Source organism: Anaerotignum faecicola (assembly GCA_024460105.1).
In the GTDB taxonomy this organism is placed as follows: Bacteria; Bacillota; Clostridia; order Lachnospirales; family Anaerotignaceae; genus JANFXS01.
The window spans coordinates 424,594-445,119 of record JANFXS010000002.1; the positions used below are offsets into that span (position 1 = coordinate 424,594).

18 protein-coding genes are annotated in these 20,526 nt (G+C 41.1%); 6 read left to right on the plus strand and 12 right to left on the minus strand.

Translation table 11 applies throughout. The features are described from left to right. Nucleotides 1–85 precede the first annotated feature (85 nt). The 4 genes from NE664_04560 to NE664_04575 are packed head-to-tail and all read right to left on the minus strand — an operon-like array spanning nt 86 to nt 6,847. The gene (locus tag NE664_04560) at nt 86–1,861 is read right to left on the minus strand and encodes a bifunctional homocysteine S-methyltransferase/methylenetetrahydrofolate reductase (protein MCQ4725935.1); all 1,776 of its coding nucleotides are present in this window, start codon (nt 1,859–1,861) and stop codon (nt 86–88) included. An 8-nt stretch (nt 1,862–1,869) separates the two neighbouring features. Then, nucleotides 1,870–4,239: a homocysteine S-methyltransferase family protein gene (locus tag NE664_04565; GenBank protein MCQ4725936.1), complete on the minus strand. Its 2,370-nt coding sequence runs from the start codon at nt 4,237–4,239 to the stop codon at nt 1,870–1,872. Then, nucleotides 4,232–4,906 (minus strand): hypothetical protein, encoded by a 675-nt coding sequence (locus NE664_04570; protein ID MCQ4725937.1) that lies wholly within the window; start codon nt 4,904–4,906, stop codon nt 4,232–4,234. Before NE664_04570 ends, NE664_04565 begins: the two co-directional genes overlap by 8 nt. 21 nt (nt 4,907–4,927) lie before the next feature. After that, entirely contained in the window at nt 4,928–6,847 is a 1,920-nt protein-coding gene (locus NE664_04575) for an ABC-F family ATP-binding cassette domain-containing protein (protein MCQ4725938.1), read from the minus strand. 121 nt (nt 6,848–6,968) lie between these two features. On the opposite strand from NE664_04575, the gene NE664_04580 reads away from it, so the two are divergent. From NE664_04580 to ilvD, 4 genes are all read left to right on the plus strand, one after another. Next, nucleotides 6,969–7,640 (plus strand): redox-sensing transcriptional repressor Rex, encoded by a 672-nt coding sequence (locus NE664_04580; GenBank protein ID MCQ4725939.1) that lies wholly within the window; start codon nt 6,969–6,971, stop codon nt 7,638–7,640. Nucleotides 7,641–7,694: 54 nt separating this feature from the next. Beyond that, complete coding sequence (locus tag NE664_04585) at nt 7,695–9,206, plus strand: DUF445 family protein (GenBank protein MCQ4725940.1); 1,512 nt, start codon at nt 7,695–7,697, stop codon at nt 9,204–9,206. A 154-nt stretch (nt 9,207–9,360) separates the two neighbouring features. Further along, nucleotides 9,361–10,119 carry an IclR family transcriptional regulator gene (locus NE664_04590; GenBank protein MCQ4725941.1) on the plus strand — a complete coding sequence of 253 codons (759 nt, stop codon included), beginning with the start codon at nt 9,361–9,363 and terminating at the stop codon, nt 10,117–10,119. A 62-nt stretch (nt 10,120–10,181) separates the two neighbouring features. Then, complete coding sequence (gene ilvD / locus NE664_04595) at nt 10,182–11,861, plus strand: dihydroxy-acid dehydratase (GenBank protein ID MCQ4725942.1); 1,680 nt, start codon at nt 10,182–10,184, stop codon at nt 11,859–11,861. Between the two features lie 261 nt (nt 11,862–12,122). Here the strand turns inward: ilvD and NE664_04600 are convergent, their stop codons facing one another. Continuing rightward, on the minus strand, nt 12,123–13,034 hold the full coding sequence (locus NE664_04600) for a LysR family transcriptional regulator (protein MCQ4725943.1): 912 nt from the start codon (nt 13,032–13,034) through the stop codon (nt 12,123–12,125). A gap of 183 nt (nt 13,035–13,217) precedes the next feature. On the opposite strand from NE664_04600, the gene NE664_04605 reads away from it, so the two are divergent. Next, nucleotides 13,218–14,396 carry a PLP-dependent aspartate aminotransferase family protein gene (locus NE664_04605; GenBank protein ID MCQ4725944.1) on the plus strand — a complete coding sequence of 393 codons (1,179 nt, stop codon included), beginning with the start codon at nt 13,218–13,220 and terminating at the stop codon, nt 14,394–14,396. A 111-nt stretch (nt 14,397–14,507) separates the two neighbouring features. Here NE664_04605 and NE664_04610 read toward each other — a convergent pair whose 3' ends face one another. From NE664_04610 to NE664_04620, 3 genes are all read right to left on the minus strand, one after another. Then, nucleotides 14,508–15,251 (minus strand): DUF6198 family protein, encoded by a 744-nt coding sequence (locus NE664_04610; GenBank protein MCQ4725945.1) that lies wholly within the window; start codon nt 15,249–15,251, stop codon nt 14,508–14,510. Nucleotides 15,252–15,439: 188 nt separating this feature from the next. Next, the gene (locus tag NE664_04615; protein MCQ4725946.1) at nt 15,440–16,036 is read right to left on the minus strand and encodes a GyrI-like domain-containing protein; all 597 of its coding nucleotides are present in this window, start codon (nt 16,034–16,036) and stop codon (nt 15,440–15,442) included. Beyond that, a complete protein-coding gene (locus tag NE664_04620; protein MCQ4725947.1) occupies nt 16,033–16,611 on the minus strand; it encodes a cyclase family protein in 579 nt (192 codons plus the stop codon). The genes NE664_04615 and NE664_04620 overlap by 4 nt, the downstream gene beginning before the upstream one ends. Nucleotides 16,612–16,683: 72 nt before the next feature. Between NE664_04620 and NE664_04625 the strand changes: the two genes are divergently transcribed. After that, nucleotides 16,684–16,890: a DUF1858 domain-containing protein gene (locus tag NE664_04625; protein ID MCQ4725948.1), complete on the plus strand. Its 207-nt coding sequence runs from the start codon at nt 16,684–16,686 to the stop codon at nt 16,888–16,890. Between the two features lie 291 nt (nt 16,891–17,181). Here NE664_04625 and lepB read toward each other — a convergent pair whose 3' ends face one another. The 4 genes from lepB to NE664_04645 form a co-directional block, all read right to left on the minus strand. Continuing rightward, a complete protein-coding gene (lepB, locus tag NE664_04630) occupies nt 17,182–17,766 on the minus strand; it encodes a signal peptidase I (protein MCQ4725949.1) in 585 nt (194 codons plus the stop codon). A 262-nt stretch (nt 17,767–18,028) separates the two neighbouring features. Continuing rightward, nucleotides 18,029–18,499 (minus strand): hypothetical protein, encoded by a 471-nt coding sequence (locus tag NE664_04635; protein ID MCQ4725950.1) that lies wholly within the window; start codon nt 18,497–18,499, stop codon nt 18,029–18,031. A gap of 35 nt (nt 18,500–18,534) precedes the next feature. Further along, nucleotides 18,535–19,665, minus strand: a complete 1,131-nt coding sequence (gene wecB, locus NE664_04640; protein ID MCQ4725951.1) for a UDP-N-acetylglucosamine 2-epimerase (non-hydrolyzing) — start codon at nt 19,663–19,665, stop codon at nt 18,535–18,537. A gap of 5 nt (nt 19,666–19,670) precedes the next feature. Further along, entirely contained in the window at nt 19,671–20,522 is an 852-nt protein-coding gene (locus NE664_04645; protein MCQ4725952.1) for a hypothetical protein, read from the minus strand. Between the last annotated feature and the right edge of the window lie 4 nt (nt 20,523–20,526).

Consider the following 20,526-nt stretch of genomic DNA (forward strand, 5'->3'; position numbering starts at 1 on the left):
CGGCCAAAAGCATCGGCAGAAATACGGCAGGCCCGTATATTTAAAACCAAACCGTTATTTTATCAAATTATTATTTAAACGCCGTTTACAGCCGCTTGTCTTTCCTAATACGCTCGATAATACTGCACACAATATCAGCCCTTGAAAACGGCGTTATAATGTAAAGGCCGTGGCAGTACGGTTCCATGTTTCCGATAATTTCGCACGATATGTCAACCGCAAGCTTTTCGCTTTCTTCTTTGGATTTGCCTTTGTATAACTCTATAATTTTTTCATCGACGTCTATCCCTGATATTTCGTTATCCATAAAGCATGCGTTTTTATAGCTCATAACAGGTATCACACCGCCTAGTATTTTGGCATTGAGTTCATTATACGCCCTTTTCAGGTTTGAAAGACCTCTTTCAGTCATTACCGGCTGGGTAAGAAAAACTTTAACCCCGTTTTCGACCTTTTCCTTCGCAATCCTAAGCTGTATATCAAAATTCGGCGCATTTACATTCAGCGCGCCGCAGATGCAAAACGGCGATGTAAATACAGTTTCATTGAGGTTTGAAACATATCTTGCAAGTATCCTAGAATTAAAATTGAATACGCTTTTAACTTCGTCCCTTTCGGCTGTCGGTATAGGATCTCCAGTTACGAGAAGCACATTATTTATCCCCTCAATATTAAGCCCGAGAAGCAACGCCTTTGTCGCGTTAAGGTTCCTGTCGCGGCATGTTATGTGCGGGAGCGTATCAAGGCCCGTTTCCCTCTTTATTTTACATGCCAGAAGGCTTGAATCCACACGTGCATGGCCGACTGGGCAGTCCGCTATAGTCATTATGTCAATTCCTGTTTCTTTAAGCTTTTTTGCATTTAATATAAATTTCTCCGCATTTGCGTCATAGGGGGGATCAAGTTCAACGGCAATTACTCTTTCTCCTTTTTCCAGCTTGTCCCACAAGGTGTTGTTTGTCTCAGCCCTTTCGTCTTTATTTTCGGCCTTTGCAGTAAGTTCTTTCACCGATCCGGCTGCCGACGCCGCTGTTTCAACAGTCTGCCTTATATATTCAGGCGTAGTCCCGCAGCAGCCTCCTATAATGCCCGCGCCGCATTTTACTATGTCGGCCATTATCTCCGCAAAATATTCCGGACTTGAATTAAACAGCGTCCTGTTGTTTATAACCGTCGGATAGCCTGCGTTCGGCATTACCGACAGCGTAATCCCTTCTATATCAAGCCCCTTAATATAATTCAGCATGTGGTAAGGCCCCGAAATACAGTTGACGCCTACAGCGTCTATACATCCGGACTTTTTAACGTTTTCAAACAGTTCCCTGCCGTAATGTCCGTCGCGGGTATATCCGTCGGGCTGTACGGCAAAGGACGTTATAATATAAGCGTCTGGCGCTTTGCTTTTTATATATTCAGCCGTTTCTTTTAGTCCTTCGTCCCCGCTCATAGTTTCGAAAAGAAAATTTTTTGCTCCGCAGTTTATAAATATATCCGCAACAAACTTATATTCTTCTGAAATATCCGTTTCCCCCGTAATTTCAACGGGACCGATGTCGGCAAAAACAAATACGTCGTTCCCGGCTGCCCTGCATGCAGTTTCATATCCTTTTTGAATTATTTCCCGCACAGTTTCTTCATCGCCGTCGAAAGCCGGCCTGTTTGCCCCGAACGTATTTGTTTTAACGGCTTTACATCCGGCTTCTATATATTCCCTGTGTATACCGTATATTAAATCGTTCCGCCTTACGTTGGCAGGCTCGCACCTGTCCATGGCCGACGAATTTTTCTGGGCGTAATACGTCCCCATACCGCCGTCAAAAATCAATAAATTATTCTTTATGTATTCCCTGATATCCAACAAAATCCCCCCTATCCTATAACCTGCTTTGCCGCATCGACCGTCTGCTTTGCATCTTTAGCGTAAAAGTCTGCTCCTATCTGCTTTGCGTACTCCGCGGTTAATACGGCTCCGCCGACTACTATTTTACATTCGTGCCCGCTTTTTCTTAACGCCGCTATCGTTTCTTCCATGCTTTTAAGCGTTGTCGTCATAAGGGCGCTTAATCCTATGAGCCTTACGTTTTCCGAAACGGCCGCTTCAACAACTTTTTCGGCGGCAACGTCGCGCCCCAAGTCGATAACTTGATAGCCGTAATTTTCAAGTATAACCTTAACTATATTTTTGCCTATGTCATGGATATCGCCTTTTACCGTGGCTAATATAATTTTCCCCTTTGAAACAGTTTCGCTTCCTTTAGACAATATGCTTTTTTTCAGCACTTCAAAAGCCTCGCACGACGCGTTTGCGCTGTTAATGAGCTGTGGAAGGAAAATTTCCTGTTTTTCATACCTTTCTCCCACTTTGTCAAGCGCCGGTATTAAATAGCCGTTTATAATCTCCATTTCGCTTTTGGTTTTAAGCATTTCTTCCGTTATCTTTGCGGTTTCTTCTTTCAGCCCCTTTGAAACGGCATAATATATATCCATTGCGGGCTTTGTTCCCGCGTCTTTTATTTCCGGCGTTTCCCCTACCGGCTGTGAAAACCGCTCTATAAACTGTTCGGAACCTATATCCTCGCCGTTTAAAACCTTAAATGCCGCAACAGTATCCATAACAGCCTTCTGGTTTGGATTTATAATAGGGAGATCGAGGCCGTTTTCCATAGCCTGCATCAGGAAACCGCATGTTATAAGCTCCCTGTTCGGAAGTCCGAAAGATATATTTGAAACGCCCAGAACACAGTGGAGCCCCAGCTCTTCCTTTATGCGCCTGACGGCGTTGAGGGTTTCCCTTGCCTGCTCCTGCTGCGCCGAAACCGTAAGAGTAAGGCAGTCGATAAAAATATCTTCTTTTTTAATTCCGAAGCTCAAGGCTTTATTTAAAATTCTTTCCGCTATTTCAACTCGTTCCCGCGCCGTTTTCGGGATACCGTTGGAATCCATGCAAAGCCCTACAACGCTTGCGCCGTATTTCTTTACAATAGGCAGTATCCTCTCCATTACTTCGTCTTCTCCGTTTACGCTGTTGACAATGGCTTTCCCGCTGCAATACCTGAGCCCCGCTTCAATAGCCGCCGGATCCGATGAATCTATCTGCAAAGGAAGCGGCAAAACGCTTTGTAGGGTTTTAACGGCTTTTATCATCATTTCCTTTTCGTCTATTCCGGGCATGCCCACATTAACGTCAAGTATAACGGCGCCCGCTTCAGCCTGTTCGACGCCGCGTTCGGCAATATATTCCATATCACATTCTTTCAATGCCTGTTGGAACCTTTTTTTCCCGGTGGGGTTTATCCTTTCGCCTATAACCCTCACACCGTCAATATTTACAACCATGGACGGACTGCATAAAACGCTCCCTCTTTTAGCCGGAATATTGCCGGGTTTCAGCTTTGAAAAAACAGATTTCAAATTCCTTATATACTCAGGCGTCGTACCGCAGCATCCCCCTATAACCCTTACTCCCGACGCGGCGAATTTTTCCATCTGTTCGGCAAAAAGTTCCGCCGTTATATCATATGAATTGTCAACGGGGTCCGGCAGTCCGGCGTTTGCTTTTACGATAACGGGTATATCCGTCAGCCTGCACAGCTTGTCGGCCATGGGAAAAATTTCATCGGGCCCTAAAGAGCAGTTTATGCCGAGCGCGTCGACTCCCAGCCCTTCCATGACGGCGGCCATTGATTCAACCGTGCAGCCTGTAAAAGTCCTGCCGCCTTCTTCAAAAGTCATTGTCGCAAAAACAGGCAAGTCCGTATTTTCTTTCGCCGCAAGCACTCCGGCCTTCAGCTCATATAGATCCGTCATGGTTTCAAAAACAATAAGATCCGCGCCTGCCCTTTCTCCTGCCTGCACCATTTCCTTAAATACGCTGTACGCTTCATCAAACTCCATAGGCCCCAAAGGCTCCAAAAGCTCGCCTATCGGCCCTATGTCAAGCGCAACATATGCGCCCGTACCCTCGCATGCCTTCCTGCCGTTTTCAACGGCCGCCGTTATTATTTCGCTTACGCTATATCCTGTGCCTTCAAGCTTGTGGCGGTTGGCCCCGAACGTATTTGTATAAATTATGTCGCTTCCCGCTTCTATATATTGCCTGTGGATACTGCATATAGTATCCCTTTCCGTTATTGAAAGTATTTCAGGCCTCTCCCCAAGTTTCAGCCCTCCTGCCTGGAGCATTGTGCCCATAGCGCCGTCCAAAAATATAAAATCCTTTTTAAATAAATCCTTAACCACAAATTGTCCCTTCCTTTCTATATTGGCAATTGTCAAAATTTGAACAGTATTCGCATCCTCTTTTCCTCATTTCTTTCGGAGTTTTGCTTACTCCTATTAAAGCAGTAACCGATTTTGTCGGCACAAGCATACCCCCTCCGGTTACGCTTAGGCCTATTTTCCTCTGCGCATCCAGCACATTTATAAAATCCCTTTGCTGGCTCAGCGGCATATCGCCGTATCCCGGGCTGAAACGGTCGGTTATATAAAGCCCTTCTTCTTCAAACTTTTTTCTGATTATCTCCTGAATATTATCGCAGACATTTTCAATGGCGCTGCTTGCGCAGCTGTCAAGTATAACGGCCTTTGCCATATCCGTAACCTGCGCCCGCCTGAGCATTGCTTCAAACCCCGCCCCAAGTGTAGCCGCCATCAAAACGCACTTTTCACACCCCTCAAGCATATTTTTAATATCGTTTCCGAGAGGCTTAAAAAGTGTGCCTTCAAGCGAAACACCGTCGCTGCCAATATCAAAAACAGAGTATATAAATCTGGGGACGACATTTTCAATAATCATTTTTCCCGCTTCCTTAACGGCGTTTTCCGTTTCCGGATCAACTCCGCCGCCTTTATAGCCGAGATATTTCAAAACTTCATTCCTGTTTATGCCTGTCAGTATATTTTCCATGTTAAAACTTCCTTACATTTATCATTCTTGAGCTTCTTCCCATTCAATCATCAGCATTTCCAGTTTTTCTTCAAGGGCGGTTTTTTCCTCGTAAATCTGCTGAGCCGCATATGCGTCCGTTGCAACCGAAGGTTCCAAAAGACGCTTTTCAAGTTCCGAAACGGCGTTTTCAGCCTCCTCAATTTCCTTTTCTATCTTCAATATCCTGTTTTTATGTTTTCTTTCCTTAGCCTGCTGTTCCTTTTGGCTCTGCCAGTCAAGTTTAAGAGAGGAAGGCGCGCCATGTTCCTCATTTTTCGGCTGAGCGCTTCCAAAGAGCTGTTCTTCTTTCTCTTTGGCGGTCTTTTTTTCAATATAATAATCATAGTTGCCCAGATATTGTATAATTCCCGAAGGCGTAAGCTCCAAAACTTTCTCTGCAGTCCGATTTATAAAATACCTGTCGTGGCTTATATAAATAACCGTGCCTTCATATCTGTTTATGGCGTCCTCAAGTATTTCTTTGGAAAACATATCCAAATGGTTTGTAGGCTCGTCAAGCATAAGCAGGTTTGCTTTTCCAAGCATTATTTTTGCAAGCATAAGCCGCCCTTTTTCGCCGCCGCTTAAAGCGCTTATCGGTTTAAACACGTCGTCGCCCTCAAATACAAACGAAGCCAACATATTCCTGATTTCGCCGCCTGTCAAAGTGGGGTAAGTATCCGAAATTTCCTGAAAAACAGTTTTTCTTTCGTCAAAATCCTGCTGTTCCTGGTCATAATAACCGATATTTACATTTGTACCGAAACGCATGTTGCCGCCGTCGCTTTTTTCCCTGCCCAAGAGCATTTTAAAAAGCGTGCTTTTCCCAACGCCGTTCGGGCCTATAATCGCAACTTTGTCTTTCCTCTTTATATCGAGGTTTACACCCTCGAAAAGTTTCTTCCCCGGATAGCTTTTGCTCAAATTTTCCGCATAAAGCACATCGTTTCCGCTTGTAATCCTCGGCGTTAATGTAAGGCGCATTTTTTCGGGCAGGTTTTCCGGTTTTTCGATTCTTTCAATCTTATCAAGCATTTTTTCACGGCTCTCAGCCCTCTTTATTGACTTTTCCCTGTTAAACGCTCTAAGGGTTTTAATAACTTCTTCTTGTCGTTTTATTTCCTTTTGCTGATCTTCATACTGTTTTATCTGTATTTCGCGGTTGACGGCTTTCTGCTTTGCATAAAAAGTGTAGTTTCCCTCATATACAACGCTCTTTTTATTTTCTATCTCTATTGTTTTTGTAACAATCCGATCCATAAAGTACCTGTCGTGGCTTATTATGAGTACGGCTCCCTGATATCCCCTCAAATAGTCCTCAAGCCATGATATGGACTCTATATCGAGATGGTTTGTAGGCTCGTCCAAAAATAATACGTCGGGCTTTGCCAAAAGGAGCTTTCCGAGATACACCCTTGTTTTCTGCCCGCCGGAAAGCCGGCATACAGGCTTGTCAAATTCCTCCTGTGTAAATCCGAGTCCCTTTAAAACGCCCCTTGTACGGCTTTTATAACTGTATCCGTCGCGTTCCTCAAAGCTGTGCTGAAGGGCCGAATACTCCTGCATATGCTTTTCGAGTTCCGCACCGGAAAGTCCCGCCATTTCCGTTTCCATTTCCCTAAGCGTCCTTTCGTCCTCGATAATTTTTTCAAAAACGGACACCGTTTCTTCGTATATTGTTTTTTCCCCTTCTATAACCGCATTTTGTTTGAGGTAGCCTATTTCGGCATTTTTCTTTATATATATTTCTCCGCCGTCTTTTGAAGTTTCCCCAGTTATTATTTTAAAAAGCGTAGTTTTTCCGGCGCCGTTTACGCCGACTACGGCCGCTTTTTCCTTTTCTTCAAGGTTAAACGTAACCTTTTCCAGTATAGTATCTATTCCAAACGCTTTGCTGACGTCCTTGCATGCCAGAATCATTTTAGCTCTCCCCTTTCAAATTTCTTAGATTATATCAGAAAATGCTAATAAATAAAACACAAAACATTGACAATAAATTGATTAAAGTGTTATACTTTATTAAATTAAGGGGTGGTTTAAAATGTATAGTGAGAGAAAAATCTCAAGCGCGGTGATAAACAGGCTCCCGCGATATTATAGATACCTTGGCGATCTGCTTGAAAGCGACATTACAAGAATTTCTTCTAAAGAGCTAAGCGCTAAAATGAATATAACTGCTTCGCAAATACGTCAAGATCTTAACAATTTCGGTGGGTTCGGGCAGCAGGGTTATGGATACAATGTCGAATATCTGTATACCGAAATTAAAAAAATACTCGGCCTTGACAGAGTATATAACCTTATTGTTGTAGGAGGCGGCAATATCGGCCAGGCTCTTGTTAATTACACCAATTTTGAAAAGCGCGGCTTTGTTATTACAGCCGTTTTCGACGTAAATCCACGCCTTATAGGCATGACAATACGCGGAGTTGAAGTGTATGACGTTGATAAAATGGAGGAATTTGTAAAAAACAATAAAGTCGACGTCGCAATACTCACCCTTCCGCGCTCCCAAGCAAGCAATGTTGCCAACGACCTTGCCGAATGGGGAATTAAAGGTATTTGGAATTTTTCCCATGTGGATCTTCAGATGCCGAAAGACGTTAAAGTTGAAAACGTACACTTAACCGACAGCCTTATGACCCTTCTTTATAAGATAAATGAGGTTGAAACGGACGAAACGCAAAACGATGAAAAAGACGATTTTGAATAACCGTAAAAAGGCCTGTTAAACAGGCCTTTTTGTATTTTTAAAGGAGGGGAAAAAATGGATATAAATTTAATAGCCGCTCCCGCGGCCGGAGCAGTTATAGGTTATTTTACAAACTGGCTCGCAATTAAAATGCTGTTTCGCCCGCACAGCCAAAAGATGTTCCTAGGTATGCGCATGCCCTTTTCTCCCGGGCTTATCCCCAAAGAAAAAGGGCGCATTGCTTCGACCGTCGGACAAGCCGTAGGAAATTATATACTGACAGATGAAATACTTGCAGATTCCCTTTCAAGCGAAAGCGTTAAAAAAAATATTTCCGACATGATTGACGAAGCGTTTAAAAAGGCTGAATTATCAAACAAAGACAATTCCGAGATCTTAAGTGGTTTTTTGGGAAACAATGTTGATATAAGCCAAAAAATTTCCGAATATATATCCTCCGGTTTAGAAAAAATATTATTTTCCAGAGAAACCGAAGAAAAAATTTCCGCATTTGTTTATGAAAAGGCAAAAAATGCTCTTAAATCAGAATTTGAAAATATAGATCATAAAAGTATTTCCGAAGCTTTAAAAAATGCGCTATCAAAAATTGACAGAAGCTCTGCCGAAGCTTTTATCGAAAAAAATATTTGGAATTGGCTCCTTGGGCTGAAAAATGACGAACGTAAATTATACGACGTCTTTTCCCCTTCCGCCGTGCAGGAAATAAAAGACTATATATCGTTAAAAATCCCTCCCGCGGTTAATTACATCATTTCTTTAACGGAAAATCCCGAAACAGAAAAAATTTTAAAAGAAAAGATAGATTCGGCCATTAAAAAAACTGTGGGACCTTTTGCCGGAATATTCGTCAAAACCGACAACATATACGTTTCAATAATCGAAGGCGTAACAAAATATATTAACGATCCTAAAAATATGCCGGAAATCGACGCCGCCGTAAGCACAGCTGTTGACCATATGCTTCAAAAAACCGTCGGCAACGCGGCGGTCGCCGCGTCGGGCGAGATGCGCGAAACCACTATAAACAAAACCGTTTCATTCCTGACAGGAGAAATTGCAAAAGACGGCAATATTGACAAACTTGTAAACAACCTAACAAATTTTATAAAAGAACGCGGCATACTGTCCCCTATAGATATGCTTGATTATCTCGGCATAAACTGCGATGAAAAATTAGCTTTGCTGTCAAAAAAAATTACGAAAAGTGTCCTTTCGCCAAAGACATATGAAATGATGCTTCCCTATATAAACAAAGCCGTTGACAAAGCCCTTAAAACCAATGTATTCTCAGCCTTAAACAGAGCTCCGAACGAAATCAGGGAAACAGTTAAAAGCGTAATTATATCAGTATATATGCGGCTTATACCAAAAATCGCCCCAAAACTTCTGTCATCTTCGGCAATAGCCGAAATTGTCGAAAAACAAATAAATTCTTTCAGCCCGGCATACATGGAAGAACTTACTTTCACTATTGCAAATAAGGAATTTAAAACAATAACGGCCGTGGGCGGCGTACTTGGTTTTTTTATAGGAATTATCCCGGCCCTTATTAATTATATATGGTAATCTAATAATAAAAAAACAAAACAGTTAAAATTTTTCTTCCATATTAAAACATAAGTTGTTAACAACCTAATGACTTTATGTTATACTTTTGTTAAACTGTATATGAAGTTTAAGGATTGCGTTTTGTAATACCGTATAGATTTGAGGGGTATTTATGGGAAAAACAAAAAATATTCAGTCAATAGAGCGTGCCGCGGCAATTCTGGAGCTTTTTGAAAACAGCAATATAGAAAAAAGCGTTAAAGAAATATCAGCCTCGCTCAGTTTGAGTAAAAGCACTGTATTCGGCCTTATAAACACTTTGGCAAATCTTGGCTATCTTCAGCAAAATCCGGAAACTCTTAAATACAGTCTTGGGGCAAAGCTGCTGGCGCTTGGAAGTTCCGTTTCGTCAAACAATATTTATAAAAAAGCCGCAAACGCACATTTACAGAAGCTTTCTTTTATGTTTCAGGAAACCTGCCTTCTGGCAGTTGAGGAAAACGGGTTTGTAGTATATATTGATAAAACCGAGTCCTCAAGCTCAATTTCCATCAACACAAAAATAGGCACTAAAAAAGAGCTGTTCTGCACAGGCGTAGGCAAGTGTTTCCTTGCATTTATGCCTAAGCAAAACGCCGACAATATTATATCCCTCGGACTTAGGAAAATAACCCCAAATACTATATGTGACAAAGATATTCTCTATAAAGAACTTGAGATTATACGCCAAAGAGGTTACGCCTATGACAATGAGGAATATGAAACCGGCATAAGCTGCGTTGCCGCGCCGATTTTTAATAAAAGAGGCAGCATAATAGCGTCGCTTAGTTTAACCGGCCCTACAGCCCGTATCAGGGAAATTAAAATGGAAACGCTCTCAAAAGCGCTTGTCGAAACTTCAAAAACAATAACAAAAGAATTGGATATTTAATTATGGTTTAAAGGCTATGCGCCTTACAATATAGTCAGCTATTTTTTAAGGGGGAAAAACAAATGGAAAAATTCCGCAGTGAAGAAATTATGGATTTATCATGCAAAGCTTATTTTAAAGGCATGGGCTATTCGGAGGACGAACTCGGCCACAAGCCCCGCATCGGTATAGCAAACTCATGGAATCAGCTTGTTCCGGGCCACTACAACCTTAACCAGGTTGCCGAATATGTTAAAAGGGGTATCTATGCGGCAGGCGGAACAGCATGCGAGTTCGGCGTAATGGCGGCATGCGACGGTATTGCCCAGGGCCACATCGGTATGAAATATATCCTTCCTTCAAGGGAAATAATCTGCAACTCAGTTGAAATTATGGTTCAGGCACATCAGCTTGACGCCGTTGTGCTTCTTGCTTCATGTGATAAAATCGTTCCGGGTATGCTTATGGCCGCTGCAAGGCTTAATGTGCCCGCAATCCTTATAAACGGCGGCCCGATGCTCGGCGGTATCTTTTTCGACGGCAGAAAATCAGACGGAACATCCCCTGATGAAGCCAAAGGTATGCTCCAGGCCGGCAAAATCACACAGGATGACCTTGACAACCTCATTGACGCCTGCGACCCGGGATGCGGTTCATGTTCATTCTTCGGCACAGCTAATACAATGGGCTGCGTAACGGAAGCTCTCGGTATGAGTTTGACAGGCAGCGCAGTAATACCAGCAGTTTACGCCGAAAGGTTAAGGTGCGCATATGAAACAGGCCGCAAATGCGTTGAGCTTGCTAAAAAAGACATTAAACCACGCGATATCATCACAAAAGAATCAATCAGAAACGCTATCAAGGCATGCCTTGCCGTATGCGGATCTACAAACGCCGTTCTTCATTTGAGCGCAATCGCAATCGAAGCCGGTATACCTCAGTCTGAATTTAATGTTGTCGACGAATTCGACAAACTCAATAAAACTACTCCTCAGCTTGCAAAAATCAATCCTGCAAGCAACTGGAGCCTTGAAGACTTCTATTTCGCAGGCGGTATGCCTCGTGTAATGCAGCATCTCGGCGACATGCTTGACCGCACGGTTATGACTGCCAATGCTAAAACTCTCGGCGAGTGCCTTGATTCAGTTAAATACACATATCCTGAAAACAAAGAACTTATCAGGACTATTGACACCGCTTACAGCCAGACAGGCGGCCTTGCAGTTCTCAGAGGAAACCTTGCCCCTGAAACAGGCATCACAAAACCGGGCGCATTTGATCCTTCATTATATGAATTTACAGGCAAAGCAATCTGCTTCAACTGTGAAGAAGACGCTGAAGAAGCTATCCTCGGCGGAAAAGTTAAACCGGGCCATGTAGTGGTAGTCCGTTATGAAGGACCTAAAGGCGGCCCAGGCATGAGGGAAATGTACAAAGCTATGAAATACCTTTACGGCATGGGGCTCAACCTTTCAACCGCCCTTATAACAGACGGCCGTTTCTCAGGCACAAACAACGGCTGCTTCGTAGGCCACATTTCTCCTGAAGCGGCTGACGGCGGCCCAATCGCTATCGTTGAAGACGGAGATGAAATCTACCTTAATGTAATGGAAGGCAAGCTTGAACTCCATGTTCCGGATGAAGTTATAGCAGAAAGGATGAAAAACTGGAAACGTCCTGAAAAAGAAATTCCTAACGGCTATCTCAAACTTTACTCAAAAGTAGCTTCATCGGCGGCAAAAGGCGCTGTTATTGATTTCTGATAATATAATTAAATTCATAACAAGTTAACAATATAAGGACGCCCTGTCTATTTATTTACGGCATGCAGGATAAATTATTTTATACTGCGCCTTGAGATAGGGGCGTCCTTTATCTATTGTAATCCGCATATTTTTCATACGGCGGAATTTTGAAAATTTATCATAATTTCTATCTTCGTTTCCGCTTTTAAACAGCAATGCAGTTGATATTTTCAGCTTTATACGGCTTGTAAAAACTTTATCATTAATGCAAAATATGCGTTAATCTTGTATTTCTGTTGAAACGAACTTTTTTATGTATTTGCCTAATTCTTCAAGGAACCCTTTTGACTGCGGCGAAACAACCTTATTAGGGTGGAGTATAACCTGTACAAACTGTGATTGGGAAAATCCGTCTGCATCTACTATTTTTATTTTCCCCGCAATAACAGATTTTTTAATACTGTAATAAGGAAGGACAGAAAGAAAATCGCTGCTTTCAACTAGTTTCCGCGCCATTGACGCGCTCTGAAGTTTTAAAAAGGATCTGTATTTTATATTTTTCTCATGCATTAACTGCTGAAAATACCGGCTGTAACTTGCCATGTCCTCCATTAATATAAATTCCAAATTCTCTAAGTTTTGTAAAGTTATATGTTTTTTATTAAACAAAATGTTATGCGGATTAGCGATTATAAATATGGGGGTTTTTTCGCTATACAAGCAGTTCCACTCGGCCCTTGAAAGCTGTTTATCTATCAAACATGCAAAGTCAATAGCGCCTTCCTTTAGTTTTTCTTTCAATGCTGACGTCGCATCTACCGTAATATCTATTTTTACATTCGGAAATCTTTTATGATAACTTGTCAGTACAGGTTCAAAGAGGGTGTCGAATAATGATTCTACAATGCCTATTTTTACAGTTCCGCTCATTTCATTTTCTTTTTTCATTAAGTTTTCCATATATTCTGCCATAGAAACTATTTTCTGTGCGTATGGCAACAGTTCTTCGCCGTATTGGGTAAGCGACACATTTTTTCCTATTCTGTCAAACAGCGGTATGCCAAGTTCCCGTTCAAGCTGCTGAATGTGCATACTGACATTTGATTGGCAATAGCCTAGACTTTTTGCGGCATGTGTAAAATTTTTTAGCATCGCAATTTTAATAAACGTATTTAAATGACGTATTTCCATATTTCCCCTCCATATTATGGCGTTAACTCCATTATAGTAAAGAAAGTTTTAGGTTTCAATCATTTTTTATGATTGGTATAATTATTACTATTTGTTTTACAGATTAACACAGAAATAGTATAATACAGTCAAGTTAAAATATTTCAGTCAATAAATATATAAATGTAAAGAGGTGTATACGATATGGATACAAGTATGAAAATTCAAACTGCAGCCGTTCATGGCGGGACAAGGAAAGACGATACTTTCGGCGCAATAAATACGCCGATATACATGACTTCAAACTACAGAATACCGACAGACGGCTCCCCTGTTGACTGGAGCGGTATAAACAGCAACATTTATTCACGAAACAGGAATGTAAACCAAATGGTAATTCAAGATAAGCTTTGCGCCATTACAGGGGCTGAAGCATGCGCTGTTTTTGCCAGCGGTGTCGCCGCATTGGCCGGTGTGTTTATAACGTTTTTAAATTCAGGGGATCATGCCGTTGTATCTAAAGTGTGCTACAGCGCTACCAACCTTCTTTTTAAAAAATATCTGAATGAAAAATATAATATTGAAGTTACATTTGTCGATACCACAGATACTGAAGCCGTCCGGTCGGCAGTAAAGTCAAACACAAAATTAATTCATGTGGAAACTCCAGGAAATCCGACAACAGGAATATGCGATATAGATGAAGTTTCAAAAATTGCACACGGCAGTAATGCGCTTTTGTCAGTTGACGCCACCTTTGCAGGCGCAGTGTGTATATTCCCATTAAAGCACGGAGCCGATCTTGAACTTCATTCCATGACAAAATACATAAACGGCCACGGCGATTCCCTCGGAGGATGCGTAATGGGGAAAGCCGAACTTATTAATCAAATAAAAGAATTGGCAATGGTAAATTTTGGCGGGATTTTAAGCCCGTTTAACGCATGGCTTATATCAAGAGGGCTTATAACGCACCCTCTCAGGATGAAACAGCACAGCGAGTCGGCCCTTGCAGTTGCAGAATTTCTTGAAAAATGCAGTGCGGTTAGATTTGTATGTTATCCCGGCCTAAAAAGCCACCCGAATTACGACAGGGCTGTTAAATTGATGAACGGGCAATATTCCGGCATGATGTCATTCGATATAATCGGCGATGAAAAAGCGCATCAAAAATTCCTTGATTCTCTTAAACTTATAACGCACGCGGTTTCACTCGGAGATGTTGAAAGCTTAATAGTCTACTATGATAAAAACAGCGACAAACTTCCGTATTACCCTGAAATTTACAGGAAAGGGTTTTTCAGGTTCAGCATAGGGCTTGAAGATCCGGATGATATTATAAAAGATATTAAGCATGCAATGGAAACATGCGGGATTTTATAATTAAAATCGACGGTTTAAGCCGGTATTTCTATGAGTATATAAAAATAAACCGAAACTAAACGTTCAATATAAAAAGGCCTGAAAGTATTTAATATTTCAGGCCTTAAAAAATTATATTCTGTGTATGTGGCTGATTAAAGCTAATTTCTTTGCCGGAAACTTAAGATTAACGGCATTATAAAACTCAAATATATTGTTTACTTTTGTATTTATAACAGTAATAACTTTGCCCATAGTAAAAGCTAATATAAACGTTCCGATTCCAACCGCTTCCAACCTTCCCAGGCAGACAAACGAAATTACAACCGTCGTAAAAAGACAGCACAAATCAAAAGTTGTTTTCACAACATTATACGGTTTGCCAAGCATTACCGACAAGTCGCGCGGAAAAGTATCCGTCGGTATTATAGGAAGCATGCTGTTGTTTGCAAGGCAGACCCCCGTACATAATATAAAATAGCTTAAAACAAAATATATGATATTTAACACCGGCCCTGTCGGCAGCAGCGAAACCCATAAATTGTGTATATCCAGCATAACTCCGAACACTATTCCAACTACAAACGAGAATGCATATCCGGCTTTTATTTTTTTGCCTATAACCATAAGAGATACAATAAGCATCGTTTGAAATATATAATTAAATGTTCCGAAAGTTATATTTGGAAATGTTTTGCTGAAAACATAAGGAACAGATGAAATCTGGGCAATTCCGAAACCGCTCCTGCTCATAATATCAACGCCCATGCTGTTAATCAGAACGCTGATAAGAAGCGCCGCTTCCCTCGAAAATTTTACTTTCTTTTTGCCCTTCAAAACGGCATTAAATCCGTTTCCGTCAACTGATATTTCCATACATATCACCTCATATTGGTAAATTCATATAAATTTATTGATTAATTTATATGAAATATTACCACATATATAGCTAAAAATAAATAGAAATATCTAATTTTTTAACTTTAAATTCTAACAAAATTTAATTTCGTATACAGTATTCTTATGTTGAAAATTTGATAATTGTCCTAATTTTAATACAATCTTTAATTTTCAACCATTAATCTTAACACAGTTTTAAGTTTTTGCGGCGCCGTTCTTTTGGCATTACTTATATAAATTTCATGAAATATATCTTCCTTAATCTTTATCCCGTTTAGCTTTGCAAACTGTCTTAAAACATCAAAACTTTCCTCTTTCCCTCCGCATCCGGTATGCATAATTTGCACTGCCGTACCGCCGCCCATTGTAGTATACTGCACTTCGCTCGCTAACGGATGTGGATTCGTAGAAATAATATTTGTAACAGTCATCCTTGCTATTGCTTCAGTTACAAATGAAGGCTGGCGCACCATAAGCGTATACCGCCCCCCATATACGCCGCCGCTTTTAAACTCCCATACCGCTTCCAACGGATAAACTGAATACTCATAATATCCTCCCGGTATAAAACCGCGCTTCGGCATTGTCTTTATCGAATTGCTTAGCCTGTTCAGAACATCGGCTCTCTGCAAAAAATCTTCGCTTTCGGGCTCTCCTTCCCCTTTTATAATAAAGCATTTAAATTGCGGCACTGTTACTAATTCAGCCTTATCTTTTGGAACATATAATCCCTTTTCTTCTTTTTTCCATTCATATTTCATAATATAACCTCCAAAACAGCCCTCACCGGTACAGCGTCCAAACCTTCAACTTTCAGCGGCAGACAATAAAGAATATATTCCCCATCCGCTACATCTTCGAGATCAAGATATTCCAATATAGGCGCTCCGTTTCCCAGCAAAGCTTTATGGGCTTCATAATATTTATTGCCCTCCGCTTCAATGTCCATGCCGTCGGTTCCTACTATCTTTATACCGTTTTGGGCAAGATATTCGGCTCCGCATTTTGTCAGTCCGTATTTGCCGCCGGTTCTTATAATTACCCTGCCGCATGATATATCGACGGTTCTCAAAAACCGACTGTCAACGTCTTTTTCAGCGGTAACAACAACAGCCTTTCCGCATATAGAATTTATATCAAGCATGTCCACGGAAACCCCGTCCTCAAAAAAGTGCTTTGGGCTGTCTATATGAGTTGACATATGGCTTCCCATTGTTATTTCGGAAACATTGTACTCATCGCCTTTTTCAATGCTGTAAACTTCCTTTGCATTAAATTTCGGATCTCCCGAATAAACTTTTATTCTTTTGTTTATACTTCTGCTTATATCAATCATTATACTGTTCACCTTTTTATAAAAATGTGTTATAATTATTGCCAATAAATTATATAAATAGGAGGTATATTCATGGCAAACCAAGTTACAAAAGAAACAAAGATAGGCGAGCTTCTTATGATGGACAGGGGTGTAGCTTCCGTATTAATGGGAGCCGGTATGCACTGTGTCGGCTGTCCGTCGTCAGCCGGCGAAACGTTGGAGGAGGCAAGTATGGTCCACGGAATGGATGCTGACAAGCTTGTTGCCGACATCAACACATATTTTGCAAACAAATAGATCTTAACTCAGCATTTTATTAAACATACGATAAATTGTATTTTATTTATTGTTTTTGATTTTATCAGCGGCAGCATATTGTCCGGCAAAGTTCCTTCCGTTATAATGTTTCATTAACGCCTTGCGGATAAAAAAGGTATTCTGCCGTATAATCCTGCCGTCAAAACTGCACATTGAAAATTTAATCTGTTTTGAAAACAAAAAATACGCCTTGCAAAAAGTTTTACCTCTTAACAAGACGTATTTTTTTGTGCAAGATTTTTCGTCAAACTGTATAAACATACAGTTTTATCATTTAAGCAGCTTAAACCCGGGAAAATATTTTAAATATACTTTTCCGAGTATTTTGTCTTCTTCAACAAATTTATTAATCCAAAACCTTGAATCCAGAGATTCGTTGCGGTTGTCGCCAAGCATAAAGTAATGCCCCTCCGGCACTTCGTACGGGCCGAAATCTCCATAAGGCGTTTCCTTAACATATTCGTCGGCAAGCGGCTCGTCAGCCCCGTTAATATATACAAGCCCGTCCTTGATCTCAACCGTTTCCCCAGGAAGCCCTATTACCCTTTTAACATACAGCAGGCTTTCGTTGTCAGGATATTTAAATACGGCAATATCTCCTCTCTGAGGCTTTCCGAAATCGTAAGCCAGCCTGAGGGCAATGATCCTGTCTTTCGGCATAATTGTATTTTCCATTGATCCTGTAGGCACCGTTGCATTAACTATGACAAATGTATTTATACAGTATGCCAATACAAGCGCAAGCAGTATAGTTTTTATCCAGCTGAAAATTTCTTTCCTGACGTTGATTTTCTTTTCGTCCTCGTCATCTTCTTCATAATTATATGACTTGCCATTGCCATCTTTCATATTCATTTTAATGCTCCCTACCGAAAATTATAATTTGTCATATAGGATTATACCATAAAATATAATTTATTTCTTCCCATTTTACAAAAAATTAACAATATTTAAGGCGGCTTTACCCTTTCTAACGGAAAACCGCCCTGTTAATCAAAAAATTTCAGCAATAACCATTAATGAGCGCCGCTTAGCCCAGCTTTACATGCGGCCAAACGCCGTATACGCCGTATTATTTATAAAAATAGTCGCGCTTTTTGGCCCGAAAAAGTTTTTATTATTCCTGTGTTTTATCCTCTTCTTTTTCTTCCTCATTTTTAACGGGTATTATGGTAACATCCTCTTCAAAATCTTCGTCGGTTGTACTTTCATCATGTTCATGAAAAACGCCGTCGACAATATCGTCGTCCTTTTTATTCCTATTTTTAATAATGTTCTCAGCAGTTTCGGCAACTGCTTCGGCAGCCTTTTTTACAACAGGTTTTACATCGTCAACAGCCTTGTCAAGCTTTTCCCCGGCTTTTTTCATAACCGGTTTTGAGTCCTCGACAAGTTTTTCCGTTTTTTCACTAACAGTTTTGGCAATAGAACTAAGGCTTTCACCCGCTTTGGAAAACACATTGTTGATTTTCTCCGAAATATCCGCGTTTCCTTTTCCGCCGATTGCATTAAAAAGCCTCTCGGCTTCTTCGACAGTTATAATGCCCTTTTCAACCATGGATAAAATAGCCATTCTCTCTTCTTTCATTATATTGCCTCCTTAATCAGTTTATTAATTTTAACTTACGCAAAATCATCGGGCCTTTTTCCCCTTTTTCCGAAATAATACAATATAGCCTGCACAATCCTTTCCGAAGCCATACCGTCTCCAAACGGGTTTTTTGCCTTAGCCATTTTGCTGTACATATCTTTATCTGTCAATAGTTCCTCTGCAAGGGCGAATACCTTTCCTTCATCCGTTCCTGCAAGCTTAAGTGTTCCGGCCTCAATGCCTTCCGGCCTTTCCGTAACATTGCGCAAAACAAGAACGGGCTTGCCCATGCTCGGAACTTCCTCCTGAAGCCCGCCGCTGTCTGTCATTACAAAATATGATCTGCTCATAAGATTGTGCATATCCTTTAAATCAAGCGGCTCTGTAAGATGTATATTCGGCGTGTTGCCGAGTATCCTGTAAACAGGTTCCATAACCGCCGGATTCTTATGAACGGCATATACAACTTCCACATCTTTAAACTTTTCCGCAACAGCCTTTACCGCCCGGCATATATTTTCAAGCGGAGCTCCGAGGTTTTCCCTCCTGTGGGCCGTCATGGCAATAACCCGCTTGTTTTCAAAGTCTATATTATTTAATACGTGCACGGAAAACAAATAGTCTTTTTTTATTGTAGATTTAAGCGCGTCTATAACAGTGTTTCCTGTTATAAAAATATTTTCATTGTCAATATTTTCTTTATGGAGATTCATCGCCGAAAGCTTGGTGGGGGCAAAATGCAAATCGGCAATAGCCCCTGTAAGTCGCCTGTTCATTTCTTCCGGGAAAGGCTCATATTTATTGTATGTCCTAAGCCCGGCTTCCACATGCCCCACCTTTATTTGGCTGTAATATGCCGCTAGGCTTCCGGCAAAAGTGGTGGTCGTATCTCCATGTACAAGCACTATATCCGGCTTTTCCTTACGCATTACTTCCGAAAGCCCTGTGAGGGCATTCGTCGTAATTGTTTCAAGCGTTTGTTTTTCTTTCATTATATTAAGATCGTAATCAGGCTTAAGGCTGAATATCTCAAGCACCTGATCGAGCATCTGCCTGTGCTGCGCCGTAACGCATACGACGCTTTCACATAACGGTTCATTCTCAAGCGCTTTAACAAGAGGGGCCATTTTAATTGCCTCGGGCCTTGTTCCGAAAACGCTCATAACTTTTATTTTATCCAATTTAATACCTCTTTCCAAAGTTCTTCAAACATTCGGCCAAAACCAACGCCAGTCTTTATCCTGATAATAAACAATATTACTACAGCCGCCGATATAAAAACAAAAATACCGCTCCTTATAAGTACCCTGTTGATCCTTTTATTCCTTCTGTTCTCGTTTTTATATAAATCGCCCTGAACATATACGCCGCCCAGTATTCCCCTTCTTGCCTCCATTATAAAGTGTTCCCGTTTTTTTAATAATAGGAAAGCTTTGCGCGTCATGTTAAATATATATTCTTTGCCGTTTTGCACGCCTTTAATTGCAAACCTTCCGCCGAACTGAACGTTGTTTTTCCTGCCCTGTCTTAGAGGACTGCAATGTATAAGCACAAAATTTTCTTTTTTTGAAAAAAACCTGTCCAAAGCCGTAACCGAAACTGGAAGCATAACCGCCCCCTCCCCCGCTCCGGCAATAATCGAAACAACCGTCCGCTGAGCTTTGTTAAGCGCCTCGAGGGATTTTCCGAAATATCCAAGCGTTATGCACTGATAAATGCAGTAGGAACACACAACAAAATTTATGCACAGCAGTGTGATTATCACCCTTTTTTTGTTTTTCCTTTCGCCGGTATGCCAAAGTTTTATCCCCCAGAGCGAATATGCGGTTATAAAAAACATATAAAACGAAATAACTATCACAAGGCCGTTAATCACCATACCGTCGTTAACGGTATAAGCCATCATAAAAGTAGGTATGCACCAAAAAAGAGTTATCAGCCATTCGCGCCTGCCTGTAACAGTGGCCGCAATCAGCGCAAAGAAAAACTGTATAACAGATATAATCCCTATAAAAGCCATTGCG